This is a genomic window from Paenibacillus sp. FSL W7-1332, assembly GCF_037969785.1.
In the GTDB taxonomy this organism is placed as follows: domain Bacteria; phylum Bacillota; class Bacilli; order Paenibacillales; family Paenibacillaceae; genus Paenibacillus_AQ.
This window is the reverse complement of sequence record NZ_CP150209.1, coordinates 6,555,909-6,581,554: the sequence shown is the minus strand read 5'-3', so window position 1 is coordinate 6,581,554 and position 25,646 is coordinate 6,555,909. Positions and strand designations below refer to the sequence as shown.

The window sequence follows — 25,646 nt, the reverse complement described above, 5'->3', positions numbered from 1 at the left end:
TCCTGACTGACTCACTTCTTATCAAAAGCGGACTTTTTGAACAACCTCTTAAAGCCATGACCTATCAGGAGGGGAAGTTATGAAACCGGTAGTAAGAGAACATATACAACAGCTTGACGTTTCACTTGGAGGCGGGATTGTCAGCGAGAAAATACGGGTCGATACCATCGACAATCCGATCCTTATCATTGGACTTGGAGGGACGGGGATCGATGCGCTGCTGCGCTTGAAATATCAGATTAACCGGCGTTTCAAGCTGCCGGAGGATCCGTTGTCCAAGAAGAGAATGGACAAGCCGGATAATGTGGAGTTTCTGGCTTTTGAGACCAACGAGCAGGATAAGAATAAACGTTATAAAGGTATCGGGCTTGATCCGATCAATGAATTTGTGCTTCTCTCCAATGCCGAGATTGGAGGCCTCCTCCAAAACCGCAGCATCCTGGAGCCGTACATTACAGATTGGCTGTCGCCAGAACTGAGCATTACCGATGGCATGAACGGGGCAGCAGGCGTACGCCAAGCGGGCCGTTTGCTCCTGTTCACGAAGATTACGCAAGTGGTGCAGGCGATCGACAAGAAGATCAAGACGCTGTCGGTCGGCACGAACAAAAAGCTGATGGTTTTCCTGCTGACGGGGCTGTCCGGCGGTACGGGCAGCGGCTGCTTCTTGGACATCGCCTATATCGTCCGCGGCATTATCGAACGCGACCACGGCTCTGCCGGCATTGACCGCGTGAACACCCTTGGCTATCTGTTTACGCCGGATATTAATCTGGCGAACAAAAGCTTGAGCGAGCATACGCGCGAATACATCAAGAAGAACGGTTACGCCGCACTCAAAGAGCTCGATTACTGGATGAACGTGGATGCCAGAGGCGAGCGGTTCAAGCAGCAGTACGGCAATATTCTGAACGTGAACTCTCCATTGCCTCCGTTTAATCTGTGCCATCTGATTTCCGCTACGAATACGGAAGGCAAGCTGCTGGAGAACGCCTATGATTATTGCATGAACGTTACCGCTGAGAACATCACAAACTTCATGGCCAGCGAGGAAAAACAGTCCGGCGAAGAGTTTGCGATCCATGACTACATTAGCAACATCCGCACCAATATCGCGCAGATGAACAAGGCGTACCCTGCCAATTACGACTACAACATTATCGGCGCATCTTCGGCTGTTCTACCGATAGAAGAGATGACCACTTATCTCGCGTACCGCGTTTTCGGCAAAATGCAAACCATGTTCGAGAAGGCGCCAAGCCAGGAGGACGTCGAGAAATTCGCAAGCAAGCTGGGCATCGACCTGGACTCGATGACGAAGAACTTCGAGTCCCGCGTGCCGGAGCCGCTCCCCGGGTACCAGAATAGCGAACGGCTCAGCTACGCGAACGTGGTGAAGAACCAGGTCATCAATATGGACACGGAGCTGGAGCAGAATTTCCTGGCGAGAGCCCGCGAGGAGTATATCAAAGCGAAGAAGCAGCTGCCGGGCGAGATCGTGGCTCAGTTCAGCGATCAAATCCGCCGCATGTTCCTGCATCCGCAGCAAGGACCGTTCTATGTGTCCCGGTTGATCTATACGGAGAAGGGCTTCAGCCTGCTGAAGATGCTGCTGTCCTACATCGAGGCGCTGCGCGAGAATCTGACCCGCATTCCCCGTGACATCGAGTCGGCCAGGGAACAGGCCATCGAACGCCTGGGCGATGCGAAGAGCGCTTTTGTCTCCAAGGATAAGAAGAAGAATATCTATATTGAAGCCAAAATCAACGAATATTGGCTGGAAGCCGATGTGGAACGCACCGAGCAGATGATTGAATTCTATGAGGATTTATACGATCTGCTGAATCAGGAGAATAACCGGATTTACAGCGTGTATACGGAAATTCTGAATGCATTGAATTCGATTTTCGCCAAGAACGGCGACATTCTCGTCAACGGGGAAGAGCAGCAGGACCATAAAGGGAATAAAACGTATTACTGGAACCTGGTCAGCGTGCCCGACATTTCCGACGTGATCAACAAAATCATGGATCAGAAGGATGTGGATGATCTCATCCGCGATTTCGCGCAGGAGCTGCTGAGCCATGCCAATCGTTGGACGCGGGAGCAGGAGATCGATATCGTCAGATCCATTTCGGAGTTTCTTACCGATAAATTCGGCGATCTCATCACCCGCTCGATGGAGGATTTCCTCGTCATGAAATTCGGGCAGGAGGATTCCATCGAAAAATTCGTCGAGCGCAACATCGCCAGCAAGCTGGATGACGAAGCCGTGCCGGTCTTCCATCTGAGCAACAGCGCAGGCAATCTGTACTTCCCTTCCTGGGGCTTCGTGTCCGTTCCTGTACAGGCTCCGAGCATCCTGAAGGGGATTCGCAATTATCAGAACAATTCGGTCGGGAAGTCTCACTTCACCGTGAAGGAGAGCGAAGTGAAGAACCGGATTTTCTGGCTGAATACGAAAAACGGCGTGCCGCTGTTCGTCTATACGCCGCTTAAGGTTTATGAGGAAAGCTACGAACGCACGATCATGGACAAGGAAGGCGTCGGGCGTCACTTGGTGCAGACGGACCGCAACAATTGGACGTATCTGCCGTCACCGATTCCTGAAAAATCCTGGGGGGATACCTACGTCAACCCGCGGGTTCAGGATTACAACGCCAGGGTACGCGCTGAATTTAATCAGGCGCTTGAGTTTAAGGTCATTATCCAGAAGGACGTTGACCAGAATACGAGCAGCCGCTATGCGGTCGTGTTTACGAAGCCATTTGATCTGAACGAGCTGCTTCGCGCTTATGATTTGCAGTTGGATAGTCCCAAGCCTAATCTTGGGGAAGTGAAGCGGGCATGGACCGAGCTGAAGCGGCTCTTGAATGAGGGGCTGGAACGGGTTGGCTCTAAGGATATTTTCAACAGCATCAACGAGGATATGGCCAAGGAGAATCTGATCCGTTCGCCGGAAATGATCCGCATCGTGCGGGAAGAGCTGAAGAAATATGCTGCCATCGCGGCCAAAATCACGGAATTCGAGCTCTTGATCAGCGACAATCAGAATGAAGAGAAATGGCTTGATCAATTCATCGAGGCGTTGTACACCGGGACGATCACCAAGAAGGGTGCGCTCTTCGTTTATGATCGCGATCCGGAGGAAGATTCCTGGGAGCCGTTTGCCAACCTGCTGAAAAGCGTGAACGACGTGGAGTATGAAGTTTACAAGCACTTCCGTCAGCTGGATGAGAAAAGCCGAAGCACGCTGCTTCGCAAATCCTCCCGCCGCGATCAGGAGCTGACCGCTTCCGAGGACATTACGCCGCTGCTCACGAAGCTGGAGGAATTGGCCGAGCGGTTCCTGGAAACGCGCGACCGGCTCGAATACGAGAAGGTGGAGCTTGCGGACGGTGAGGAGCGATACCAGTTCTACAGACAGGTATCTTCGAAATTAAACGACATCCGAAGAAGGTTGAAATAGACGATGAGGGAGATTCTTCGCCAGTATGCTGCCGGCTATGCCAAGTCGGAAGAGCAGCTTACCTTGATGGAGGATGATCAGAGCAGCATCCACTACCCGGAGGTATACTTGTTCATTGGCGACAAGACAGCGTCCGCCATCGAACCGATCATGGAAATCCATGACCGCAAATGGGATAACAGCGCAAGCGTCGTTTATTTTCATGTGGGAACGGACCGGAGCGGGAATCGGGAGCCGAAAGGCTCCGAATCCTCCGGTCGCCTTCATCGGTATCATCTGCAATTGCCAGCGTCAGACGGCTCATCCAAGTCCGCACGCAAGGAGCTGTACCAAGACTTCTATCGGGACCCGCATCACCTGGCCGGGTTGAATAAAGCGATTCGGAAGCTGAGCCACCATATTTCAGATTATGGACGCAGCTATTCATCCTTTGACCGGATTCATCTGTCTGTCATTACACGGGTCGATGACCCGTTCAATGTGTTTATACCGGAAATTTCATTACTGGCCGCATCCATCTTCCAGCAGTCATTCAAGTCGGTGCAAATGGATATGTATGCGCTCATTAATGAAAGGGATCAGATTGATTCCTATGGTTATGCGAGCTCTGTGGGTGTTGCCTTCCTGCGGGAGCTGGAGCTGATGCAGAGCCGGGAATACAGCTTCTCCGCGCCGCTGCAGGTCACGGAGGATGGGCTGACCATTCCGGTCGTCCACCCGGCCTCGCCGTTGTTTGATCTCGTTTATGTACTATCCGACAAGAATGAACGCGGCATATCGGGTTACGCCGGGATGCAGGATATCTACGATATCATCTGCCATCTGGGTTTGCTTAAGAACCGGAAGCAGAAGGATGAAACCTATGACGGAGTCCGGGGCATATACAACAATACGTCGTTCAAAAGCAATATCATGACCGAATCCGGCCGCCAAGGCTTTGTCTCCGCAGGTTTTGCCCGAGTAAAGAGGCCGAACGAGCCGATTGCGCTAACGGTGCTCTATCATCTGTGCCGCGGACTTCTCCTTCGCATGAAGGGCGGGCCCGAACCGGAGGTTCATGAATGCCTGACCTACTTTGGTCTAAATCCGGAGGCCGTATCGGCAAGAGCGGACCGGATGCTGCCAAACCCGGAGCATCTGGACGGGCTAAAGGGTATGATGTCACACCCCGTCAGTTATGCCGGGCTGAAGCGGATGAACATTCGTGAAGCAGAAGAGGCATTGTTCGGGGATGGCTGCCGGCAATTTTTTCACAGCAATTATGAGCTGGAGGTCCAAAAGAGACTTAGAGATATGAGTACTTCTGAGGAGCTTCATCGTGCGCTTCGTCGAACCTTGGTGGATCACCCGCAAATCGGTTGTTATCAAATCGTGAAGTGGACGAGCGACAAGGCGGGAGAGGGGATACTGCTGGAAGCGGTTCGTTCCCGAATCCGGGATCTCGGCAGCCTCCTGAAGAGCGAGCAGGACGGACTCAACCGCTATTATGAGGAAAGCGTGGAAAGTCAGCCATTCAAGAAGCTTCCTTTTCGGGATAAACAGAATGTGCGCCATTTCATTCGATATTTCGTGGGCGAGGTTTATCGACGCAAATATGAGCTTTTGCAGCTGGAAACGGAGCTAGAGCTTTACAGATTGTATGAGACGGAGCTCGAACGGATTTACCGTCAGTACAAGCAGCAGGCGAACATGCTGGACCAGCTCGAAGCGGAGTTGCTGGAAGCGGCCAAGTCGAGCATCCGTACCGCAGATGATTATATCGGCCAGAACCTGATGGAGTATTATGGCCTGATCACGGAAGAGCTGATGCTGGAATTGGAGAGCAAGCGCGGCCAGGGCGTATTCTTCGAGGAACGGTATGTCGGCAATCTCTCCATCGTTACGCATGAAGGGATCGAACCGATCCTGTCGAACATGATCCGGGTCTGTTTGAGGGATCTATTGACGGCAGAGCCGTTCGTGCAGACCTTCGAGGAAGAACTGCTGCGGCGGGCGAACGTAACCATCGACTACAATAACAAGCAGGTGCTTGCCAAGGAAGATCTGTTTAAGGTGCTATACCGGATGCTGGAGGAGAACTCCGTTACGTTGGTCAGACTGCTTGACTATACGCAGGAGCATCGATACGAGGAGAAATATTTCTTCGGCGATGCCGACAGCGAATTCGTCCGTTACGCGATTCACGCCGATGAAGCTTTACGGGTGTACAAGCTTGGCATCGTGCATGAGAAGCGCTCAAGCGGGGTTGAGAAGCTGAACCTGATGGGAGGTTTCCACTTGGAGGATCTGATGTACTACCGGAATGGCAGAACCTACTACGAGACCTATACGGCAAACGGTTATGAATTTCATGGAATGGAACCGGCGCAACTTCCAGAGCTGCGCTAGCGTTCTTAGATTCTGATACAGAGAGTAGGCGTGTATTGTGCAACGAAAAATAAACCCTCTCCTGCTGCTGTTTAGTCTAGTCGGTGGGGGAATCGGATTTGCCATTGGGGAATTTTTGCTTCGCCAGTGGGGGACAGGGCTTCCCGTCATCGTGGTTACAGGGATCTATTTCGGAATTTTGGCCTTGTGCATCGGATTGGCCTGCTTAATCGCAGAACTGATCTCCCCTCGTTTGAATGGGAGCTCATGGAGACAGCGATATACAGGCACATCATGGAAGCTGCTGATTCCATCCACTTTGGTGGCGCTGTTCCTGCTAGGTATGCTGTTTGAGTGGGTGTATCAGTTGAACCCGGGCAGCGCCAAGCCCGTGAAGGACATCGTGCTGATCATTGATAATTCAGGCAGCATGAAAGATACGGACCCGAATCAGGACCGATATACGGCGGCCAAAAATCTGATCAACCGCATGGACGAGGATAACCGTGTATCCGTGATGGTGTTTGATCATGCGACAACGTTACTGCAGCCGTTTACGCGTGTGAAGAACCAAGAAGCCAAGGATGAGATCATCGCGGAAATCGACGGTTTGACAACGACCGACGGTGGCACGGACATCAGTCTCGCGCTGGAGGATACCATGACGCATATCCAAGAGAGCCATGATGCCGCTCGAAGCGCCATGGTCATTATGCTGTCGGACGGCTTTAGCGAAACGGATCATGCGCGTGTGCTTGCGGACTACAAGCAGCAGCAAATCGCGGTGAATACGATTGGCCTCAGCCTTGTTAACCCGGACGGTGCCCAACTGCTTCAGACGATTGCCGCCGAAACGGGCGGGCAATATTACGACGTGCAGAACGCGGCAGATTTGTCTTTTGTTTTCCAGAAAATCTATGACGATGTCGGGGATCGTTCCCTGTTGACGAAACGTACGGGCGTTATGGAAGATAGCGTTTATTATCAGATTGTAAGAATCGCTGCGATGCTGCTTATTGGCGCTGCCATGGGCCTTGCCCTCGGGATCGTGTTTGATAACCGCCATCTCGCGCTCAGCTTCAGCATCGGCGGAGCGGTATCCGGCGTGCTCGCAGGCGTTGTTCTGGAATATGGCCTATCCGGGGTAGAAGTGGGGGATGCCTCCATTCGTATGCTGGCCTGCTTCATTCTCGCAGGAGTCATCGCCTTGTTTACGTTGGTGATCCCGGTTAAGGAGAACAGCAGGATCATTCGCAATGAGCAGCGGCCGGGCAGAACGGGACGAGGACAACGGCCGAATGATTCAACAAGCCGAGGATTTTAAAGCAGGGGGCGTTCGATATGCGTTTTAAAAATGCGGAGCCCGGAGAATGGGTCATTCAGGGATTAAGCTATCAGTTGGAAGATGGTTTCTGTACGCTCCGCTGGAACTGGCCGCCAGATCTTCAGGCGGTATACATTCACCGCGAGATGGATGATGGATTTGGTCCGCCCGCTGGAGCTTTGGAGCCTGGCAGCCTGCGTCTGTATACCCGAGACGAGTACAAGGCGAACAATGGGTATCGGGATCGGGTGGACGGAATTGGTCAGATTATGTACACGGTGTATGCCATGTCTTCCGAAGACGGAGAGATGGCCTTAATCAGGCAGCCGGATGAAGCGAACAGCATTCAGTTCAGCACCGGCAAAGCCATGCTGACATACTCCATCCGCGAAAAGAGCCGCTGGCTGCAGCCCTATAAGACGATTGAAATTCAGGTGACGGCGGAAGTGCCGGTACCCAAGGACGTTTTATGTTACGTAAAGAAGCAGGGGGCTTATCCGGTTAACAAGGAAGACGGCATCTTGTACCCTTTCGTTACGGATTTTGCGGCAGGGCGCAACGAATTGCCTGCGATCGAGGTGGGCAAGAACGATTATATTCGCTTGTTTTTTACGGATGGCAAGAAGTATGGACAACGGTATGAGCTCGTTTATAGATAGAGAAATCGAACACACAGCAACCACGTTGAACGCGTCAGTGTGTAATTCATAGGGTTCAGAGGGAGGTACGAAAGATGGGCATTTTTGATATATTCAAGAAAAAACCGGAGCCGGAGCCAAGGCCGCTGTTCTATGACATTGTGTGCCCTTACTGTTTCAGTAAGTTTGCTCCGAAAGAGGTTGTCTTCCGGGCTGCCCACGACCGAGAGGATGACGAGGACTATGCGCTTGGGGAAGATGATGAGCTGAATCGGTACCGTGAACGCTTTGGGCTGGATTCGGTGTATGATATCGAAGCGATTATCCGTCCGAGCGACATACCGGAGGAGCAGCACATTTATTCGGATCACGTACTGGTTGGATTGAATGACCGTTACGGCGTCGTCACGCGCAGACGGTTGTGCCCGAAATGCCACAATGAGCTTCCGGTAACCGCCGGGAAGGTTCCAAGCAACATTATCTCGATTATCGGTGCTTCGCAAGTGGGCAAGTCGGTCTATATGACTTCGCTCATTCATACGCTGCAGCATACGACGGCGGATCATTTCGATGCGGCCTGCATGCCGCTGAATGCCGAGATCAGCCGCAAGTTCCGTACCGGCTATGAGGAGCCGTTATTTGAGCGGGGAGATTTGCTGGCGTCTACGCAGAAGGAGAAGATGCAGGAGCCTTTCATTTTCCAATTCGTGTTCAAGGACGAGTCCAAGCCGCCGTTAACGCTCGTGTTTTTTGACGTGGCGGGCGAGGGCATGGTGGACGAGGATTATTTGGGTCTCCATGGACAGCATATCAAGAATTCCGCAGGTATTCTGTTTATGGTGGATCCGCTCCAAATCCGCTCCATTCGAGAGAAAATCCGTCTGAAATTCGGTGACCAGCCCGGTGAATGGGTATCCCAGTATGATGAGCCGCGTGACGTCGTACTGACGATGTTCGGCGATTTCATCGCTTATGAGGACAAGGGCAAGACGGATATTCCGACAGCGGTTGTCTTAACCAAGAGCGATATGCTTCATGCCCTTAAAGATGAGGATGGCGAATATGTGAAGCTGAACAGCAACATTTTTAACAATGTGGTACACCGCAAGTTTTTGAATTTGACCGAGTTTGAAAATATTGACGGCGAGATCCGCCGTTTTATCGAGAAGGTTGACCGTCCGTTCAAGGGAACGATGGATGTATACTTTTCGAATACTGCATACTTTGCCGTGTCGGCTCTCGGCAGCAACCCTGTCGACCAGAAGCTGCAAAGCGTCGTTAGCCCGATTCGGGTGGATGAACCGTTCATCTGGCTTCTGTACAAGCTGAAGTATATTCAGGGGAGGGAAGACTAGTGCCGGATTTCCCATCCCGAACCATACAGCAGCAAATGTACACGCGGGAGCGGCGGGGCATATTCCGTTCAGCCGAAGGCTTTGATACGGTGGCCCGTTCGTCCGGCTTGGAGGCCTCCTTTATCAAAAAGGTGCTGCATCCCTTTTGCCAATACGAGGCTCCTGCCGAGCTGACGGCACGAAGCGAGAGGGAAGCGGCGGCTTATCCGGCCGCCCTTCATCTGTTCCATACGGAAACAGGAGAAACGGTGCTGGGGCGAAGCGTGTTTCAGCCTGCGGATTTTACGGGACTTCGCAGTGCCTTTTTTACGCATCACTATGTCATTCCCGACGGTTTCCTTGAAGATGAGCATTCGGCTTACCAGTCCTGGCTGCAGGCTTCCTTTGCCGATCACTACGATATTGAAGAAGGCGTTGATCTGCCGCAGCTTTCTGCCATTCCGGTTCAGGCCGAATCTCAAGCCGCCATTTCCTATAAGAGGGCGCCAGCCTTATTGCAGGAGCTTGGGATCGACGAGAAGGTATTCAAGCAGCTGCTCTATGCATGCATATCCGCGGCTGCCGGGAAGAAAAAGGTATATATCGTTCTGGATGTGCCGGTGGAACAGTTGTCCGCGAAGGCGGAGCAGCTGCTCTTTGTGTTGTTTGGCCGATTGCCCTATGCGCTGCGCCAGGTGCTTGGATTCGTAACCTATGCCAAGGAGCCGCAGAGCAAGAAGGGGCTTCACCTTATGTTCGTGGAGAAGGGCAGCCTGCGTCTAAGCGACCGCAGCATCGAGAAGGATTATTTGTTTGAGCTCGCTGCCGGCAGGGTCATCAATGCCGATCTGAAATGGTCCGAGCAGCCTTATCTTGATTTTGCATGGGAAACGCTTTTGAACCCGGATCGCTCCGAGCGCTTTTTTGCCTTCGCCGAGCAGATGCTTGCCGATATGGAGCCGGGTCTGGGGATCTTGCTGGACAGCTACGATGATTTATGTGTGCTGTTCCAGATTGAAGAAGGCCAAGAGGGCTTGTACCATGAACATCAACATGCCGTTCTGCGTGCAATTCTGCTTTATTTGAAGCCGGCAGGTGCCCTTGCTTCTAAGGGACGGCTGGATCAGCTGTTCCACACCCTGTTTGCCCAGGAATTCGAGCTTGTCAAAGGCGGACATGTTCCGGATGCAGCCATTGCCGGTTTTGTTAGGGATTATCACGGCATCAATCCCCGGCAGCATCATGATCTGATTGTGGAATATTTTATCCGCTCATTAAATAACGCCTTATCGAAGCGGCGTCAGGATGTGACCGAGGCGATTTACGACCTGCTGGAGGGCAGCCCGGCCTTAAGCCGAGCCTTCTACGCCAGGGTGCTGACCAGTCCGGGACTGCCGGCGTTGATGTTTGATCCGTACATGAAAAAACGCATGCAGCAAGCGGCGTCGCCTACAGACTTGGTAGACCTGATCGGCTTGTGGGTTCGGAACCACCCACTCCTGCTGGAACAGGAGAATTACATCAGGTTAGCCGAAGCCCAGCTTGTCGATAAGCTTAAGCAGGATTCGGATCCAGTGAGAGCGGTCAACGCCGTACTGGACCAATTGGATTCGCTGGAGCACCATCCTCAGAAGGGAATCGGTCGTTACCAAGGCGGAACATCATTTGCAGACCGGTTGATATATGCGGCAAACCTTTTCCTCTTGCGTGAGGTGGAGCCCGAGCAATTAAGCCAGAAACAGCTGCTGGATATCGGCTTTCTGCAAATGCCGAAGGAGTTCAAGGGCTGGGTAGAGCGGTTTGATTCCCGGATTCGGTCCAAAGCCGCGGTCATGCTGGCCCTTCACCAATGGTCCAGCCGAGAAGAAGCAAGAGTGGAGGTGCTGGAGGATCTGTCAGCCGAGGAGCGGGAACGAACCCAGCAAATCATGCGGAAATGGCTGCAGAACCATGTGGTGCCATCCCGATTCGATAGCATTACCCTAGCCTTTTGCACGGAGATTCGTTCCAGTGCCGTAGACTATCGGGGCCTGCTTGATTATTTGCACAGATACGGCAACAGTGCAGAAGTGGTATACCAGTATATTATGTGGTCTGCCGAGCAACCTGTATTCGTTAGACCGCGGGGACTTGTTCCGGCTTATGCCACCGCCATCGTCGATTATTTCAAAACCTATGACCGTGAAGCCTTCAAGAATAAGGAATATGCGAAAACGTATTTCAATTCTCCCGCTCCAATCCTTAAACCGGTGTATACGAAGGTTAGGGCTGAATTAGCTTCGCCGTTGGTGCGATGGATTCGACAGCATTCGCGGTTCGTAAAAATCACCTCGTCTTTGCTTGCGGTGATCGTTATTACTGGCGCTGTCTTCATGATGATCCAAAACGGCAAGGGACCTGCGGATGGCAGTGCCGATCCGAATCCGCTCACTACCCCTCCGGTTACCGCACCTCCGACTTCTTCCGATACCGTCCCTGAAAAGCCGTTATTGACGGCGACGGTGGTGGAGGAAGGCGAGCAGGAGGGCAAGACCGAGCTGAGTTTCCATTTTAAACAGCCGGCAGCTTGCCGAGATTTCAATGTGGACGAGCTACAGATTGTAGGCAAGGATGCAAGCATGTTGTTTGAAGCTGCCAGCCCTGAATTAACGCGGGTATGCGCGGATGAAACTACAGGCGAAGCAAAAGCCGATCCATCAGGAACAGAGATTGAATCAACGGAAAATCAAACGGACCCGAATACTGGGACAGCAGAAGGGGAAGACTCGTCTGATCCTGCTGAAGGTGAAGCTGTGCAGTCATCGGAAAGCGTTGGTGACGCTCAGGAAAACCAGACTTACTCAAGTCAGGTTACCGTGAAGCTGGATAAGCCGCTTGACGTGTCCCTAGTCGAAAAGGTTGTTGTGGATGGCGTCTCGTATGAGCTGTCCGACGAAAGCGCGCTTTCGGAAGAGCCCGAGCAGACGCCGGAGAATGAGACGGATGAAGGAGTTTAATATAGAAAACGAGCAGACGATCATTCGTCTGCTCGTTTTTTTCGACGCCTCTTTATATGCACGACCGCCTACTTATGCTGGCAGCAGATTTGTTCTTCTGTTTCGAGGTTTTGTACGGTTGCGTAGGTGTTGCCCCATTCACACATTGTATTTAATACAGGCACGAAGGATTGGCCCAGCTCAGTTAAACTGTATTCTACCTTAGGCGGCACTTCTTTAAATACTTCTCTTCGGACAAGCTCATCTCGTTCCAGCTGCTTTAATTGCTCGGTTAAAACTTTCTGCGTTATGGTTGGCATGAGCAGATAGAAATCCTTGGTTCTCCTTGGTTTTTGACTCAGAAAAAAGAGGATTAAACATTTCCACTTTCCTCCTACCGTATTCATAAAAATATTGATTCCCGTATTGAGACCGTTCATGATGGATTCCTCCTAAATAGGCACATAAAGGTGGCTAACCCACTTTATTGTGCGTTATTTTCTGCCACTGTACGGTCCATTATAATCGGAATGTGAAGCAAATAAAACATTTGGAGTGAGTGAGCACAATGAGTGTGAGAGAGATATTGGAACAAAGACGTTCTGTCAGACATTATGATCCCCATTATACAGTGGAATCGGAAACGTTGGCTGCTTTGATTGAAGGAGCCAGCCAATCGCCCAACGGAAACAATATTCAAGCGACACGGTACCTGGTTATAGACGACCCGAAGTTAAAAAGCTTGTTACTCCCCATTGCCTTTCATCAGCAACAGGTAGTAGAAGCATCCGTACTAATCGTTGTACTGGGCGATTATCAAGCATTTGAAAAAGAAAACATTATAGATATCCATGAAGATGGATTCCAAAGGGGTTATTTTGACGCATCATTAAGAGACTATTTAGCCAACGCGGCTATCCAATATTATTTAAATAAATCAAAAGAAGATTTAAAGCTCGAATTAGTAAGAGACGCAAGCCTGGCGTCCATGTCGTTAGTCTTACTGGCGAACGAGGCGGGTCTTCATACGATTACCATGTCCGGGTATGATTCCGAACAATTAAAGTCGGCCTTACGGATTTCCGACAGGTATGAAGATGTGATGCTTATAGCCATTGGGAAAGGAATTAAACAAGGTCATAAAACCGTTAGACACGATGTGGACAAAGTTATTTATACAAATAAAATATAATTCATGGAATGAAACATTAGTTATGTGAAGCCAAAGCAGCCGATCACAATGATCGGCTGCCTTTTTCTTATTGATTGATGGTGAAGCGATTACGGATAATGGTTACCTCCAAAATGTAATCTTGTCAGAGCTTAATCGAACGGACTCATGCCCGTTTTCTTTGGCTTTTCCTAATGAGATGATCATGACTGGAGCATAGCGTTCTTCATCTAAATCGAATGCTTTTGCTAACTGATCAGCTTCAAAGCCTGCCATTGGATTCGTATCATACCCATGTGCACGAGCTACTAACATGAACTGCATGGCAAAGAGGCTGCTATCGACTTTTGCAATTTCAACTTTCATTTCTTTGGATAGAGTCGGAAAGTAGGATAGAATGGTTTCGAGTTGACGATCACGTACTTCAGCTGGCATTTTTCCTTGTTCCACAGCTGTATTGTAAATTTCTTCAGTATATAAATAGCTTTGGGTATCGCCAAAAATTAATAACATGGCTGATGAAGTATCATTCTGTAACGTATTGAACCTCACAAGAGGTCGTAGCTTTTCTTTTCCTTCTGGAGTATCGACCACAATTACACGCCAAGGCTGCATATTTGCAGAGGAAGGAGCCAAACTGGCTTCCGAAATCATATCGCTTATCTCTTCTTTCGATATTTTAATGCTCTCATCATAATTACGGACAGAACGTCGGCCCATAACGATATTGGCGAAATCGTTGTTTTGAATATGGTTAAACATAGAACCTCTCCTTTTGATAACATAGATTTTTTGACTTTGTAGATGTCATTCGTTATCATATTTCGTATTATGAACTATGAACCTAGGTTCATAGCAAGAAATAAAAGAGGTCCTATTATGAAAATAAACGATGTTTCAAAATTAACGGGTCTGCCCATATCAACATTAAGATTCTATGAACGTAAGAATCTGATTCCGGACAGCTATGTTAAAAGAGATGCAAATAATTACCGTGTTTATTCTGAAGAGATTGTGGAGTTTCTAGATGATGTGAAGGCACTTTTATCCGTAGACTTTTCTATAGAAGAATTAAGTTTGTTGGTAGATCAAGAACTTAACTTATCATACGAGGCTAAGACGGCAATGATTGAACAAAAAATCAAAGAAATTGAAGAGATCCAGAAGCGATTGAAAAAATCGAAGAAGTTCTTGAATGCCGTTTTGGAAGGAAAGGCAAGTTTTCAAACCAAGTGTTAAGGACAATCTAATGATCTATTAATCCCGACTGCAATATAAGGGCTGCGATCAACTGCTGGAATGCTCGCAGCCCTTTCATGAATGGATCCGATTATGAAGATCGGTCAGAACTTGTTGGATCATTCAACTGTCATGGTCATTAATGAGGATTCCCGTGGATATGTCAAATTTTATGACTAACAGTCCTCGTAACACCAGACATTGATCTGGTTGCCGTATGGATCATAGGTATGGAACATGACAAGAAACTTGGGATTTCCGGCAAAATCGGTTACCTTCCATCCTTGTTCCTGCAAACGTTTATGGGTCTCGAAAAAGTCGGCCTTCTTCCGGATTACCCAATAAGGCCTTGCAGCTACAGTGAGCGCGCTCTTCGTTCGGTCCATCCGAACGGTTTCCAGATAGACCGGTGCACCTTCGTTAGTGATGATAACGGTTGCTGAGGTTCCGTCCTCGCTGATCCGTTCGACCCTGCCGCCCAGATTAGTCTCATACCAAGCGATGGCTTCATCCAGTCGGTCTACGCCAAAGCGGGGGATCGCTTGGAAGGGAAAGCGTGCGTCCGGTGCTTTAGCAACCAATGCCTCCGTACCTGGTTCCGGTTCGATTGCCGTTAAGCGGTTGCCTACCGGATCGAAGAAATCGAAGGAACGGTCAAAGGCGCCTTGGGTCACATCGGTTACTTGAATATTCTGTTCGCGAAAATAGGCGTGTGCAGCTTCAAGATTCGTTGTGGTGAAGCAGAAGCGAACATTCCCGTTCTTGCCCCAGTCTACTGCAAAATGCGGGTGATCATGTTCCACCGACTTGATATGTATGCATCCCAGTGCCGGGAAAGTAAGGGTAGCCATCTTTTCGACCGGGTAATCCTCTTCGTATGTCACTTTCAGATCCAAATGTGTGCTATACCAATCGATGAGTTCCTTGAATCGATCCCAGGGGGCCACGATAAAACCTCCATCAAAATCATCCAGCCTTAATCCAACCATTCGTTTGATCCTCCTACAAGAAAGTTTTGGAAACGGAACAATCCTAGTATAAACCTTCAAGTAACTTGAAGGTCAAGTGAAGCGAGTTTGCATTACAGGAATCATGATTTCGAATAGAGGAGAATCGGGAAAATGCCGTTCCAGCCGCTTGCCCGCAGGTTCGAAACCGAACTTCTGGAGAAAGCGGATCGTTCGCATGCAGATGAAGGTATCCTCCCATGAACTATCCACCGATATGAACAAGGTAGGAGGGATGGTCTCCAGATAGGCTTCCGAAGAAGTCGGGAGAGGTGTTGGCTTCCGGGAGGACTCCGTTATGACTTGATATCCGACTTCAATCTGGACCGCGTGCGGGAGGGAATCTATCACCTTGATCAAGCTGGAGCCTTGGGTGCGAATGTTGAGGTCACGGAGTTTGGCAGCCGCTTGTTTCATTTCTCGAGAGTAGGAGCTCACTGGCTTGTCTACCAAAAACGGCTGCCATATCACGGTTAAGGGTTCTTCCCAATTGATGAGATGCAGACTGCCATGATCCGATTCCATTCCATTTAGATATTGACTCGCAATCTGAACCGAAAGTAGACGTGCTTCAGCCTCCCGCCGCCAGCGTTCAAGAAGCTGGAAACGCGTACTTTCCTCGGCCTCCAGGAAACAGCGAATATCCCCTAGACTGATTCCCGATTGACGGAGACTGTTTACCAGTTTGGCGGTCTGAATTTGATGGTATCCATAGAACCGGTAACCGTTATCGTGCCGTTCAGCCGGAACTAGAATGCCTTTGGACTCATAGAAGCGAAGCGCACTGGGAACCATGCCCGTGCGTGCAGCGAATTGCGCGATACTCATCATTGGCGTTCACCTACTATTTTTAAATAAGTTTCAAAAGAGCACTGCATATTGAATGTACCAGATTCTGCTGCTCCATATAATATCATAAACAAAGGCGAAATCGGTGTTAATGTAGTTTTGTAAGGAAGATACAACATGAGAATTGAAATAAAGTGAGAAGTAGAGTCACACCATAGAATGGAGAATTTTTATGGAATGCAGGCTTTACAATAAGGTATTCTGGATGTGAATGAGTGGAATTGTGATAACAATGGAACTGGATTGTTGGGCATGCAATAGTTGAGAGATGGGAGGTGTGGAACAATGTCATATCAAAAGGCACTTGAGGCATACATAGCGGCCACGAATACGCATGATTTTGACAATGTAGCCCGGCTGCTCGACGGAGAAGCGGTCTATTGGTTTTCGGACCGGAGCTGTCATACGTTGGATGAGATTCGGGCCTATTTCGAACATGCTTGGCATGTTATTCAGGATGAGGTGTACCGGGCGGAGGATGTAGAGTGGATCGCGAGTGATACTCATACGGCGGTATGCGTCTATACCTACCACTTCGAGGGTTATCATCAGGGGACATTTACGTCCGGAAGCGGGAGAGCAACGAATGTGTTCGTTCGTAATGCCGATAGTATATGGAAATTAAAGCACGAGCATTTAAGTTCGATTCGATGAATCGGTTGGATATCATTGCATAAATAAAAGAAAAAGAGTCCTTGGAGGGCTCTTTTTCCATTTGTAAAGATTGCAGGCCCTGACAGATCCAATCCAGGTTGAATTTATTAACAGAATATAAAATTAAAAGAATTTATCCCATGGTTATGGAAATGTATCCCTTCTCAATCGATAGTGTAGGTTCCATGATACAAATATATGAATATTTATTGAACTCGAATGAATTCATGAAAGGAGGCTGTAGTAGAGCGCTCGGACCGTGATTCCATCATGAGTAGAAAGGGGGGGACTGAACTCTACATAGTTGAGCTGGAAAAATTAGTAACCGCTTTCAATAGAAGTTTGATTTGAGCGATCTGCGAAATTAGGCAAGTCATCAAAGAACCACCCGATGACACCGAGGGACAGACATCCATCGAAATGCTGTATCATTTGCAATCGAAATTTAATCAACAGAGGTGAAAACGGTGACAGCCTTTCTAACGAAAAAGCACCCGAAATGGGTGATGTGTTTCTTGGCCCTTATTCTCATTTTTACGCCACTGCTTAATGCGCCTGCATCCTATGCGGCAGAGGGTACTCCTTCCTCAGAGATTCCTACCATTAGCTCCGAAATCGACCCGGCAACGGTAACAAGCTCGACCTATGGAGCTCAAGATCCGCTGGCGCCGCAGAATCTGCGCGTAGTTCAAGACACAATCACAGCCACTGGAGCAATGATTCAATGGGATTATGACAAGAATAATCCTCAACACACGTTTGAAATTGATGTGTGGAATGCCGTTGACGATGCATGGTATACATGGGGGAATGGCGGAAGCCGAACTCTTGATAACTTAAAACCCAATACAACTTATAAACTTTACATTACCTGGTATGAGAGGCCTTCTCAAGGACCAGACCAAAGGCATAAGAGTAATGTAGTCGAATTCACTACGCTGGATGGTGATGTTAAACCTCCGAAGACGTCTGCTCCTCAGAATCTCCGATTAGTTGAGGTTACGCATAACCAGGCAACCTTTGAGTGGGATTTCCTTAAGGGGGACAAGAATGATATCGATGTCTGGAATGCAGACACGGGTGCTTATATCACATGGGGAAATTTAACCACCCATGCCGTTACAGGGCTAAGTCCTGAAACAACCTATCGCATATATATTACTTGGTATGATCATAGGCCGTCCAAAGACATGAAAAGTAATATTCTTGAATTCACGACCACTGCGGATCAAACCGTATATGAACAAGCGCCGATAGCGCCGCCAAGTTATTTGAAAGTTACGGATATTTCAGAGGAAGCTGTAACTCTCCATTGGGGAGAAAGCTCGGGTGCCACTGGATATGAATTGTATATAGACGATAACAAAGTCGAGACATTGGACACGGTGACGTCGGTCACATACTCCCTCGATCCAACAGCAAATCGCAATTATACTTTTGAGGTTACTGCCGTCAAGCCTTCGGAAACCTCTGCGAAGAGTAATGCCGTCAAACTGAAATGGGGAGAGCTTGCTAAACCTGAGGGGCTGCAGGTTGTTTCATCCACGAGATCTACGGCAGCATTGGGGTGGGCGCCAGTTCCAGGGGCTACAGGCTATCATATTTATCAAGATGGCACGAAGATACAAACGAGCAATGAGAGTCGGTATTTGGCTGCTGGACTGCAAGAAGGCAAGTCTTATTCATACCAGATTGAAGCCTTCAACAGGCTGTGGACATCACCTATAAGTGAAGAAGTTACGGTTGTACCCGGAAGCAATTATAACAATATCACTTACTACACATCATGGTCAGCACTACCATCCGAAAGAAATTTCTATCCTACTGATATCGATGTTTCTCAGATAACCCATATTAATTACGCGTTTGCTGATCTGTGTTGGAAAAAGTTTGGAAGTACTGTAAGAGCATGCGAAGACCCGAATGTTCCTTTACAAAATAGATATGTTTATGATGGTGAGATGATTATTGGAGACCCAGAGAATGATTTCAAGAACTTCCAAGCCTTTGATGGCATCAAGGCATCTAACCCCCACTTGAAGCTCATGATTTCGGTAGGCGGCTGGTCTTGGTCCAACAACTTCTCTAATATGGCGAAGACAGAAGAAACTCGCCGAGCCTTTGCGAACTCTGCAGTTGGTTTCCTTCGTGAATACCAATTCGATGGTTTGGACATTGACTGGGAATACCCGGTTGAAGGCGGGGAAGATGATAACTCCAGAGGGCCGGAAGATACGGAAAACTTCACATTGTTAATGAAAACCGTTCGCGAGGCATTGGATGCAGCTGGTTCCGAGGACGGGAAGTATTATCTCCTGACGATTGCTTCAGGGCAGGGAGACAATTTTGTTAAAAATGCAGATCTTGCAAATTCCGTGCAATATCTTGATTTCATCAATATCATGACTTACGATTTCAGCGGAAGCTGGGAGACGCTGGGTCATCATAATGCACCGCTGTTCTATGACAGAGAGCATCCAAAAGCAGCATCATCCGCTCCAAGAAATCATGTGCTTGGCGGTTTGTTAGGACATCTGAACGGTGGGGTGCCGAAGCACAAGTTGATCGCCGGTGTTCCCTACTACGGTAAGGGATGGGATGAGTGTCCGCCAACGGGTCAATATCAAACTTGTAAGGGTGGCTCCTCATTAAAAACTTGGGAAGCGGGAGTTTTCGACTTCAGCGACCTCGAGAATAACTACATCGACAAGAACGGCTATAAAAGATATTGGAACGAATCCGCCAAGGTACCTTACCTGTACAACGATCAAAATAAAGTGTTCATCACCTACAACGATAAGAACACCATGAAGTACACCGCTTCTATCGTGAAGTCGCTGGATATTGCCGGCGTCATGAGCTGGGATATCAGTGGCGACCGCAATAAGACGCTGACGACTCAACTCATTACCGACTTGCCGATCGACGGCAAAATCAATGCTTCAGCACTTCCGGCTCCGGCGAATCTCTCAAAGGTAAGTGTCGGCGCAAGCTCCATTCAGGTGAAATGGGATGCTGTGGCAGGTGCAACGGGATACGAAGTATATGTGAATAATGCTTTGTCAGGCTCGGTTACAGAAAATAGTTACACCATGAATGGCCTTAGCTCTCTGACAAACTACAAGATTCATGTGCTTGCGGTAGATCGAATGGGGAATGAGATTAACCGCGTCTCCAGCGCTTCGAATCTGCTTAGCGTAACAACTTCAAGCAGCGGTTCCGGTGGATCTGACGGTTCCGGCGGATCAGGAGGCGCTGGAGGATCTGGTTCACCAACGCCTTCGACGCCACAACCTCCTAAAGCCAAAGATCAGCTAGAGGCAAAAGTCACGCTTCATGGCGATAAGGCTATGGTGACCCTACCTACAGCTGCAGCTGTTAACAGCATTAACCTTTCGGATTCCTCCAACTTTCAGATCCATGCGGGTGCAGGTGCGAAGCAGGCTGAGGTTGAGATTCCACAAGAAGTTATCGCTGCCGTTGCGAAAAAAGGAGCCAAGGCCAGTCTCTCCATTATCGTGAACGGGACAGAATACCGGATTCCGGCTTCGCTGATTACGGTTCCAGGTCCTGTGAAAGTCTCGATTATTTCTCCTGAGGCTGCCGATGCAACGGGCGTTGAGAAACTGATGAAGGGAAGAGAAGTACTAGCCGACCCGCTGTTGTTCAAGCTTGAGCAAATCAACGCGGATAAGACAACGACCGAACTGAAGCATTTCGGCAAAACCCATGTCAGCCAATTTGTTACTGTAGATGCGAAAAAGATAAATATAAAACGTGCCGCCGGAGTGGTTTATATACCAGGTACCCATGAGCTTCGATCCGTTCCGACTTTATTTAAAGTTAACGCCGATCGTACGGTAACGGTTGAAATCAAGAAAACCGGCAGCGGTGTTTATGCCCTGCTTCAGCAAGATATCCGGTTTAGTGACGCGATCCCTTCATGGGCACGAGAAGACGTTGCGCAGGCTGCTGCCAAGCTGATCGTATCTGGTGAAAGTAACGGATCTTTTGGCGGTAATCAACCCATTACCCGTGCCGAAATTATATCCATTGTGGTGAAAGCGCTGGGTATTCTGCCTGACGACAGTTACTCCAACTTCAAGGATGTAGATCCGAAATCCGGATATGCCAGAGAGATTGCAGCTGCGAAAGCGGCAGGGTTAGTGAAGGGACGCTCAGGCGATATCTTTGATCCGAACAGCTTGATTACGCGTGAGGAATTGGCCGTTATGCTAAGTAATGTGCTGAATTATGCCGGCAAGAAGAACGAAGCGAACCAAGGATTGTTAAACAAATTTAAAGACCACTCCAAGGTTTCATCCTATGCGAAGTCGTCCGTCGTCTTCGTTGTGGAGCAGAAGATTATGCAAGGCGTATCCGGCTCCAAGCTGGATCCGCAATCCCATGTAACCAGAGCTCAGACGGTGGTAACCGTCATGAGATTGCTGCGGGCAGTGGGTTTATCTAACTAACATGGATTCGTAATACAAATGGGATGTCTCGCAGGCGAGTTTTAACGCTGCCTGGAGGCATCCTTTTTTTCGAAAGGAGTATTAAGCTATAGCCTGGCTGAATCGCTGCTGTGTTTATTGAATATAGCAATTGAAGAGAAATGCCGCTCTGCTGCTCATGCTATGATGAATCTATCAAATCGACGAGGTGATTCGAAATGGCATTGAAAAGCGATAATATTTTTGTAAACCTACCCGTGAAGGACTTGGAGAAAACGAAGGACTTTTTCTCGAAAATCGGTTTTGAATTTAACGCGCAATTTACGGACAAAAACGCGGCTTGCCTGGTCATCGGCGATAACATCTTTGCCATGCTGCTCACCGAGGATTATTTCAAGACGTTCACCAAGAAAGATCTGTCGAATGCCGCGAACACAACGGAAGTAATTCTGGCACTATCCGCCGAAAGCCGGGAGCAGGTGGACGAAATCGTTAATGCCGCACTTTCCGCAGGAGGGTCGCCTTCCAATGATCCGGTGGATCATGGCTTTATGTACGGATGGAGCTTCCAGGATCCGGACGGCCACCTGTGGGAAGTCATGTATATGGATCAGAGCCAGGTCGAATAGAAGCATTGCAGCAAGCAGGTGTATCTTCAACATGAAGCAGCATACATCCCGTAAAATGAAGCGGCAGAGGTCTCCGAGGTTATGGGGGAAATCTGCCTCTTTACTTTTATTTGGAAATCCGTTATATTTGTATGTGCAAACAATAAAAGGTGATTCAACAGGATGAACTCAGCGAAAGAGGTAACCGTTATGCTAAATACGTATATTAAGGAATGCCTTTACTTCACAGCCAATCGTCTTAGCCGGGTCATTACCAAGATGGCCGAAGACGAGTTTGCAGCAAGCGGATTGTCACCCACATATGCTTATTTGCTTATGGCTGTATATGAGAAGGAAGGGATCTCGCAGAAGGAATTAGGCGAAATTCTTCACCTTCAGCCTTCTACCGTAACCCGTCTGGTTGAGAAACTGGCCGTTAAAGGGCTGGTTTATAATCGGGTAGAAGGAAGGATGTCATTGATCTATACAACCGATAAAGGAAAGGCTTTGGAGAAAGTGATTCACGAGTGCTGGATGAATTTGCGCAGTCGTTATGGCGCTATTTTAGGTCATGCCGAAGGTGATGAATTATCATTGCATCTATACGAGGTGAGTGATCAATTGGAGAATAAGGACTGAGGTCTTTATCTTCGCGGAATTATAATTGTATGTACAAACAAATTGATATAGGAAGATCACTTGAGATGATGCGTGTTAAGCGTTCATTCTAATCGGGAGGTGAGTCAGACTGCAAGCTAGCTGGTGATTTTGGTTGACCACAAAATAAAAGGAGTGTTGCCTATATGGAACGCCTACTCGTAATTAATGCACATCCGAGGGTAAGAAGCGAGAAGTCCTTGAGCTTGCAGGTGCTTGAGTTTTTCGTAAGCAAGTATGCAGCGCAGAATCCGGCCAGCCTTATCGAACAGATCGACCTATATCGGGAATTCATTCCCGCCATTGACACGAATCTGCTGAACGGGTGGGAAAAGCTTGAGAGCGGGGAGCCGTTATCCGAGGATGAAGGGAAAATGATGGGGCGGATGGCTGAGATCCTGCAGCAGTTCAAGGGGGCATCCAAGTATGTAATCGCCATGCCGCTTCACAATTTTAACATCCCTTCCAAGTTGAAAGATTATATGGACAATATCATCATCCCGAAGGAAACGTTCAGATATACGGAAAGCGGGTCCGAAGGACTCCTTACCGACGGAAGAAGCGTTGTGGTCATACAGGGCAGCGACGGCATATATACAGAGAATGATGGGTACCGTGAGATTGAATATTCGCACAAGTATTTGAAATCCATGTTCGAATTCCTCGGTATTACGGATTATGAGATCATTCGTGCACAAGGCCGCGCCACGCTGGATGTTAAAAATATTCTGTACACAAGCCGATTGGCCGCTGCGGAAGTCGTGGATCGTTGGAGTTCCGAATAAATAACGCAAAAAAGGCCCTCCAAGTGAAACTTGAAGGGCCTTCTAACATTAATTGCCTTGGACTTCGGTCGTTACCTGCCACAATACGCCGAACTTGTCTTCCAGCAACCCGAACAGCGCTCCCCAGAATTGAGTCTTCAGCGGATCAAGCACCTTACCGCCTTGGGCCAAGCGGTCAAAAGCTTCATGCGCTTCAGCATCGCTCTCAAACGACAGGCTCAGGTGAATCCCGTTCCCGCGCTCCAGGGTTTGGAATATGGAGTCCGACATAAAGATTGGAATGCCTCCGGCTACCAGACTAAGATGCATGACCTTGTCTTTAAGCTCTTCCTTGGTTCCGGGAATCTCACCATGCGTTTGTACGGACAGGATCTCCCCGCCTAGTGCTTGGGTATAAAACTCAGCCTGCGCTTTTGCATCCTCAGAGAAAATATACGGTGTCAGTTTAGCCACGTTCAACATCCTTCCCAGTTTTAAAATGATGGATTTGTTTTCCTTGGCTTTAGTATAAACGGTCCGAGTCTCCCGTATTTCTTCTGGATTGCTAAATGTTGAGGCAGCGCTAAAGGTTTGTTTTTACAGAATAGGGGACAGCAAGCGCGAGATGGATTCCTTGAACTTGATCCACTTTGATCGCTCCAGATACTGCTTCATTGTAAGCTGGCTGGATACCTGCAGATCCTGGTGGAAGATGTGAGTCAACTGTTGTGATAAATGCTCATCGTACAGGAACGCATTCACTTCAAAATTCAGCTTGAAGCTTCGAACATCGATATTCGCCGTGCCGACGGAAGAAATCTTCTCGTCAATGATAATCGTCTTGGCATGAATGAAGCCATTATTGTAGAGATACACGTTAGCCCCGGTTCTCAGCATTTCCCCGATATAGGATAAGGTCGCCCAGTAGACAAAGGGATGATCCGGTTTATCGGGAATCATCAGGTGAACCTTGACGCCGGACAGCGCAGCAATGCGGAGCGCATCCAGAAGGCTGGCATCAGGGATAAAATACGGCGTCTGAATATGAATGGATTTCTTGGCGGACGAAATCATCTTGATATAACCATTCTTGATGTGCTCATACCTGGAATCCGGACCGCTGGTCACAATCTGAATCCCGACATTGCCAGGCGAATCGATCTTGGGGAACAGATTCGATTCATAATAAATATCGTGATGGTGCGAAGCCTGATTCCAATCGAGAATGAAGCGAACCTGCATCGCATAGACCGCTTCACCTTGAATGCGCAGATGGGTGTCCCGCCAATACCCGAACCTGGAGTTGAGACCCAGGTACTCATCCCCTACATTAAAACCGCCGACATACCCGATATCGCCATCAATGATAGCCAGCTTCCGGTGATTCCGGTAATTCAAACGCAAATTAATGAAGCGCAGCTTGGACGGGAAGAAGGCCTCGGCTTCTCCGCCGGCTTCGCGAAATGCTTTGAAGAAGCCCTTGGTTAATTGACGCGAGCCCAGCTCGTCGTACAGAACCCGGACTTTCACGCCTTCTTTTGCTTTTTTGGTCAACAGGGATATCAGCTTCTTGCCCAGCTCGTCGCGACGGATGATGTAGTATTGAATATGTATGTAGACTTTGGCTTCCTCAATATCCTGAAACAACCGTTCAAATTTCTTGCGTCCATCCGTGAAAATTTCAACGTGGTTGTCGTCCGTAAGGATCGCTTGATTCTCGTTGATATGCATATGGATCAAATCGCTGCTATCCGCAGCCGCTTGATTGCTGAACGGGTATTCTCCCTTATTCATTCCTTCCATTTGAGACAGCAATACCTTCTCGATTCCGGTTTTCTGCAGATCATCCCAATGAAAGAGACGGATTCTTCTTAAATTTTGGGCGAACAACAGGTACAGCGCAAAGCCCAGAATCGGGATAAAGGACAGCACCAGCAGCCATGCCCAGGTGGAGCCGGCATCCCGCCGTTCCCTGAACACGACGAACATGGAGAACACGATATTCAGTACGATGATCAGACCAAGAATGATGGATGTAACATGCATGTTTTATAATATCCTCCTACACTATAGCCTTACCCTTGCAATCCTACATATTATACGTGAGGCGTTAGGAGAAGTATATATCTCCAGGAT

The 25,646-nt window shown here is 48.8% G+C and carries 19 protein-coding genes; 13 read left to right on the top strand and 6 right to left on the bottom strand.

Features of this window, described 5'->3' with window-relative positions; all coding sequences use genetic code 11:
- Positions 1-79: 79 nt before the first annotated feature.
- The 6 genes from MKX98_RS29970 to MKX98_RS29945 all read left to right on the top strand — a co-directional run bounded on the left by MKX98_RS29970 (position 80) and on the right by MKX98_RS29945 (position 12,128).
- Entirely contained in the window at positions 80-3,469 is a 3,390-nt protein-coding gene (locus tag MKX98_RS29970; RefSeq protein ID WP_339220058.1) for a tubulin-like doman-containing protein, read from the top strand.
- 3 nt (positions 3,470-3,472) lie between these two features.
- On the top strand, positions 3,473-5,857 hold the full coding sequence (locus tag MKX98_RS29965) for a transcription initiation factor TFIID (RefSeq protein WP_339220056.1): 2,385 nt from the start codon (positions 3,473-3,475) through the stop codon (positions 5,855-5,857).
- 37 nt (positions 5,858-5,894) lie between these two features.
- Entirely contained in the window at positions 5,895-7,160 is a 1,266-nt protein-coding gene (locus tag MKX98_RS29960; protein ID WP_339220054.1) for a vWA domain-containing protein, read from the top strand.
- Between the two features lie 17 nt (positions 7,161-7,177).
- Complete coding sequence (locus MKX98_RS29955; protein ID WP_339220052.1) at positions 7,178-7,819, top strand: beta-mannanase; 642 nt, start codon at positions 7,178-7,180, stop codon at positions 7,817-7,819.
- 74 nt (positions 7,820-7,893) lie between these two features.
- The gene (locus MKX98_RS29950) at positions 7,894-9,153 is read left to right on the top strand and encodes a hypothetical protein (RefSeq protein WP_100541387.1); all 1,260 of its coding nucleotides are present in this window, start codon (positions 7,894-7,896) and stop codon (positions 9,151-9,153) included.
- Positions 9,153-12,128: a hypothetical protein gene (locus MKX98_RS29945; protein WP_339220049.1), complete on the top strand. Its 2,976-nt coding sequence runs from the start codon at positions 9,153-9,155 to the stop codon at positions 12,126-12,128. Before MKX98_RS29950 ends, MKX98_RS29945 begins: the two co-directional genes overlap by 1 nt.
- Before the next feature lie 68 nt (positions 12,129-12,196).
- Here MKX98_RS29945 and MKX98_RS29940 read toward each other — a convergent pair whose 3' ends face one another.
- Entirely contained in the window at positions 12,197-12,547 is a 351-nt protein-coding gene (locus MKX98_RS29940) for a winged helix-turn-helix transcriptional regulator (protein WP_071220915.1), read from the bottom strand.
- Positions 12,548-12,675: 128 nt separating this feature from the next.
- Between MKX98_RS29940 and MKX98_RS29935 the strand changes: the two genes are divergently transcribed.
- Complete coding sequence (locus MKX98_RS29935) at positions 12,676-13,299, top strand: nitroreductase family protein (protein ID WP_339220047.1); 624 nt, start codon at positions 12,676-12,678, stop codon at positions 13,297-13,299.
- A gap of 102 nt (positions 13,300-13,401) precedes the next feature.
- Here the strand turns inward: MKX98_RS29935 and MKX98_RS29930 are convergent, their stop codons facing one another.
- Positions 13,402-14,040, bottom strand: a complete 639-nt coding sequence (locus tag MKX98_RS29930; RefSeq protein ID WP_194544676.1) for a nitroreductase family protein — start codon at positions 14,038-14,040, stop codon at positions 13,402-13,404.
- A gap of 117 nt (positions 14,041-14,157) precedes the next feature.
- Here MKX98_RS29930 and MKX98_RS29925 point away from each other — a divergent pair, with 117 nt between their 5' ends.
- On the top strand, positions 14,158-14,517 hold the full coding sequence (locus tag MKX98_RS29925; RefSeq protein WP_194544957.1) for a MerR family transcriptional regulator: 360 nt from the start codon (positions 14,158-14,160) through the stop codon (positions 14,515-14,517).
- Positions 14,518-14,693: 176 nt separating this feature from the next.
- On the opposite strand, the gene MKX98_RS29920 is transcribed toward MKX98_RS29925, so the two are convergent.
- Positions 14,694-15,506 carry a VOC family protein gene (locus tag MKX98_RS29920; protein WP_339220045.1) on the bottom strand — a complete coding sequence of 271 codons (813 nt, stop codon included), beginning with the start codon at positions 15,504-15,506 and terminating at the stop codon, positions 14,694-14,696.
- Positions 15,507-15,578: 72 nt separating this feature from the next.
- Positions 15,579-16,355 (bottom strand): MerR family transcriptional regulator, encoded by a 777-nt coding sequence (locus MKX98_RS29915; RefSeq protein WP_339220043.1) that lies wholly within the window; start codon positions 16,353-16,355, stop codon positions 15,579-15,581.
- A 303-nt stretch (positions 16,356-16,658) separates the two neighbouring features.
- Between MKX98_RS29915 and MKX98_RS29910 the strand changes: the two genes are divergently transcribed.
- The 5 genes from MKX98_RS29910 (at position 16,659) to MKX98_RS29890 (ending at position 23,531) form a co-directional block, all read left to right on the top strand.
- Positions 16,659-17,027, top strand: a complete 369-nt coding sequence (locus MKX98_RS29910) for a nuclear transport factor 2 family protein (RefSeq protein ID WP_339220041.1) — start codon at positions 16,659-16,661, stop codon at positions 17,025-17,027.
- 506 nt (positions 17,028-17,533) lie between these two features.
- The gene (locus tag MKX98_RS29905; RefSeq protein ID WP_339224610.1) at positions 17,534-21,502 is read left to right on the top strand and encodes a glycosyl hydrolase family 18 protein; all 3,969 of its coding nucleotides are present in this window, start codon (positions 17,534-17,536) and stop codon (positions 21,500-21,502) included.
- Positions 21,503-21,699: 197 nt separating this feature from the next.
- Entirely contained in the window at positions 21,700-22,110 is a 411-nt protein-coding gene (locus tag MKX98_RS29900; RefSeq protein ID WP_071220907.1) for a VOC family protein, read from the top strand.
- 189 nt (positions 22,111-22,299) lie between these two features.
- Positions 22,300-22,728 (top strand): MarR family transcriptional regulator, encoded by a 429-nt coding sequence (locus tag MKX98_RS29895; RefSeq protein ID WP_194544956.1) that lies wholly within the window; start codon positions 22,300-22,302, stop codon positions 22,726-22,728.
- A 164-nt stretch (positions 22,729-22,892) separates the two neighbouring features.
- Positions 22,893-23,531: an NAD(P)H-dependent oxidoreductase gene (locus tag MKX98_RS29890; protein ID WP_194544672.1), complete on the top strand. Its 639-nt coding sequence runs from the start codon at positions 22,893-22,895 to the stop codon at positions 23,529-23,531.
- A gap of 48 nt (positions 23,532-23,579) precedes the next feature.
- Here MKX98_RS29890 and MKX98_RS29885 read toward each other — a convergent pair whose 3' ends face one another.
- Together MKX98_RS29885 and cls are read right to left on the bottom strand one after the other, a co-directional pair.
- Positions 23,580-23,984: a VOC family protein gene (locus tag MKX98_RS29885; protein ID WP_194544671.1), complete on the bottom strand. Its 405-nt coding sequence runs from the start codon at positions 23,982-23,984 to the stop codon at positions 23,580-23,582.
- Between the two features lie 123 nt (positions 23,985-24,107).
- Complete coding sequence (gene cls, locus MKX98_RS29880) at positions 24,108-25,556, bottom strand: cardiolipin synthase (protein WP_194544670.1); 1,449 nt, start codon at positions 25,554-25,556, stop codon at positions 24,108-24,110.
- Between the last annotated feature and the right edge of the window lie 90 nt (positions 25,557-25,646).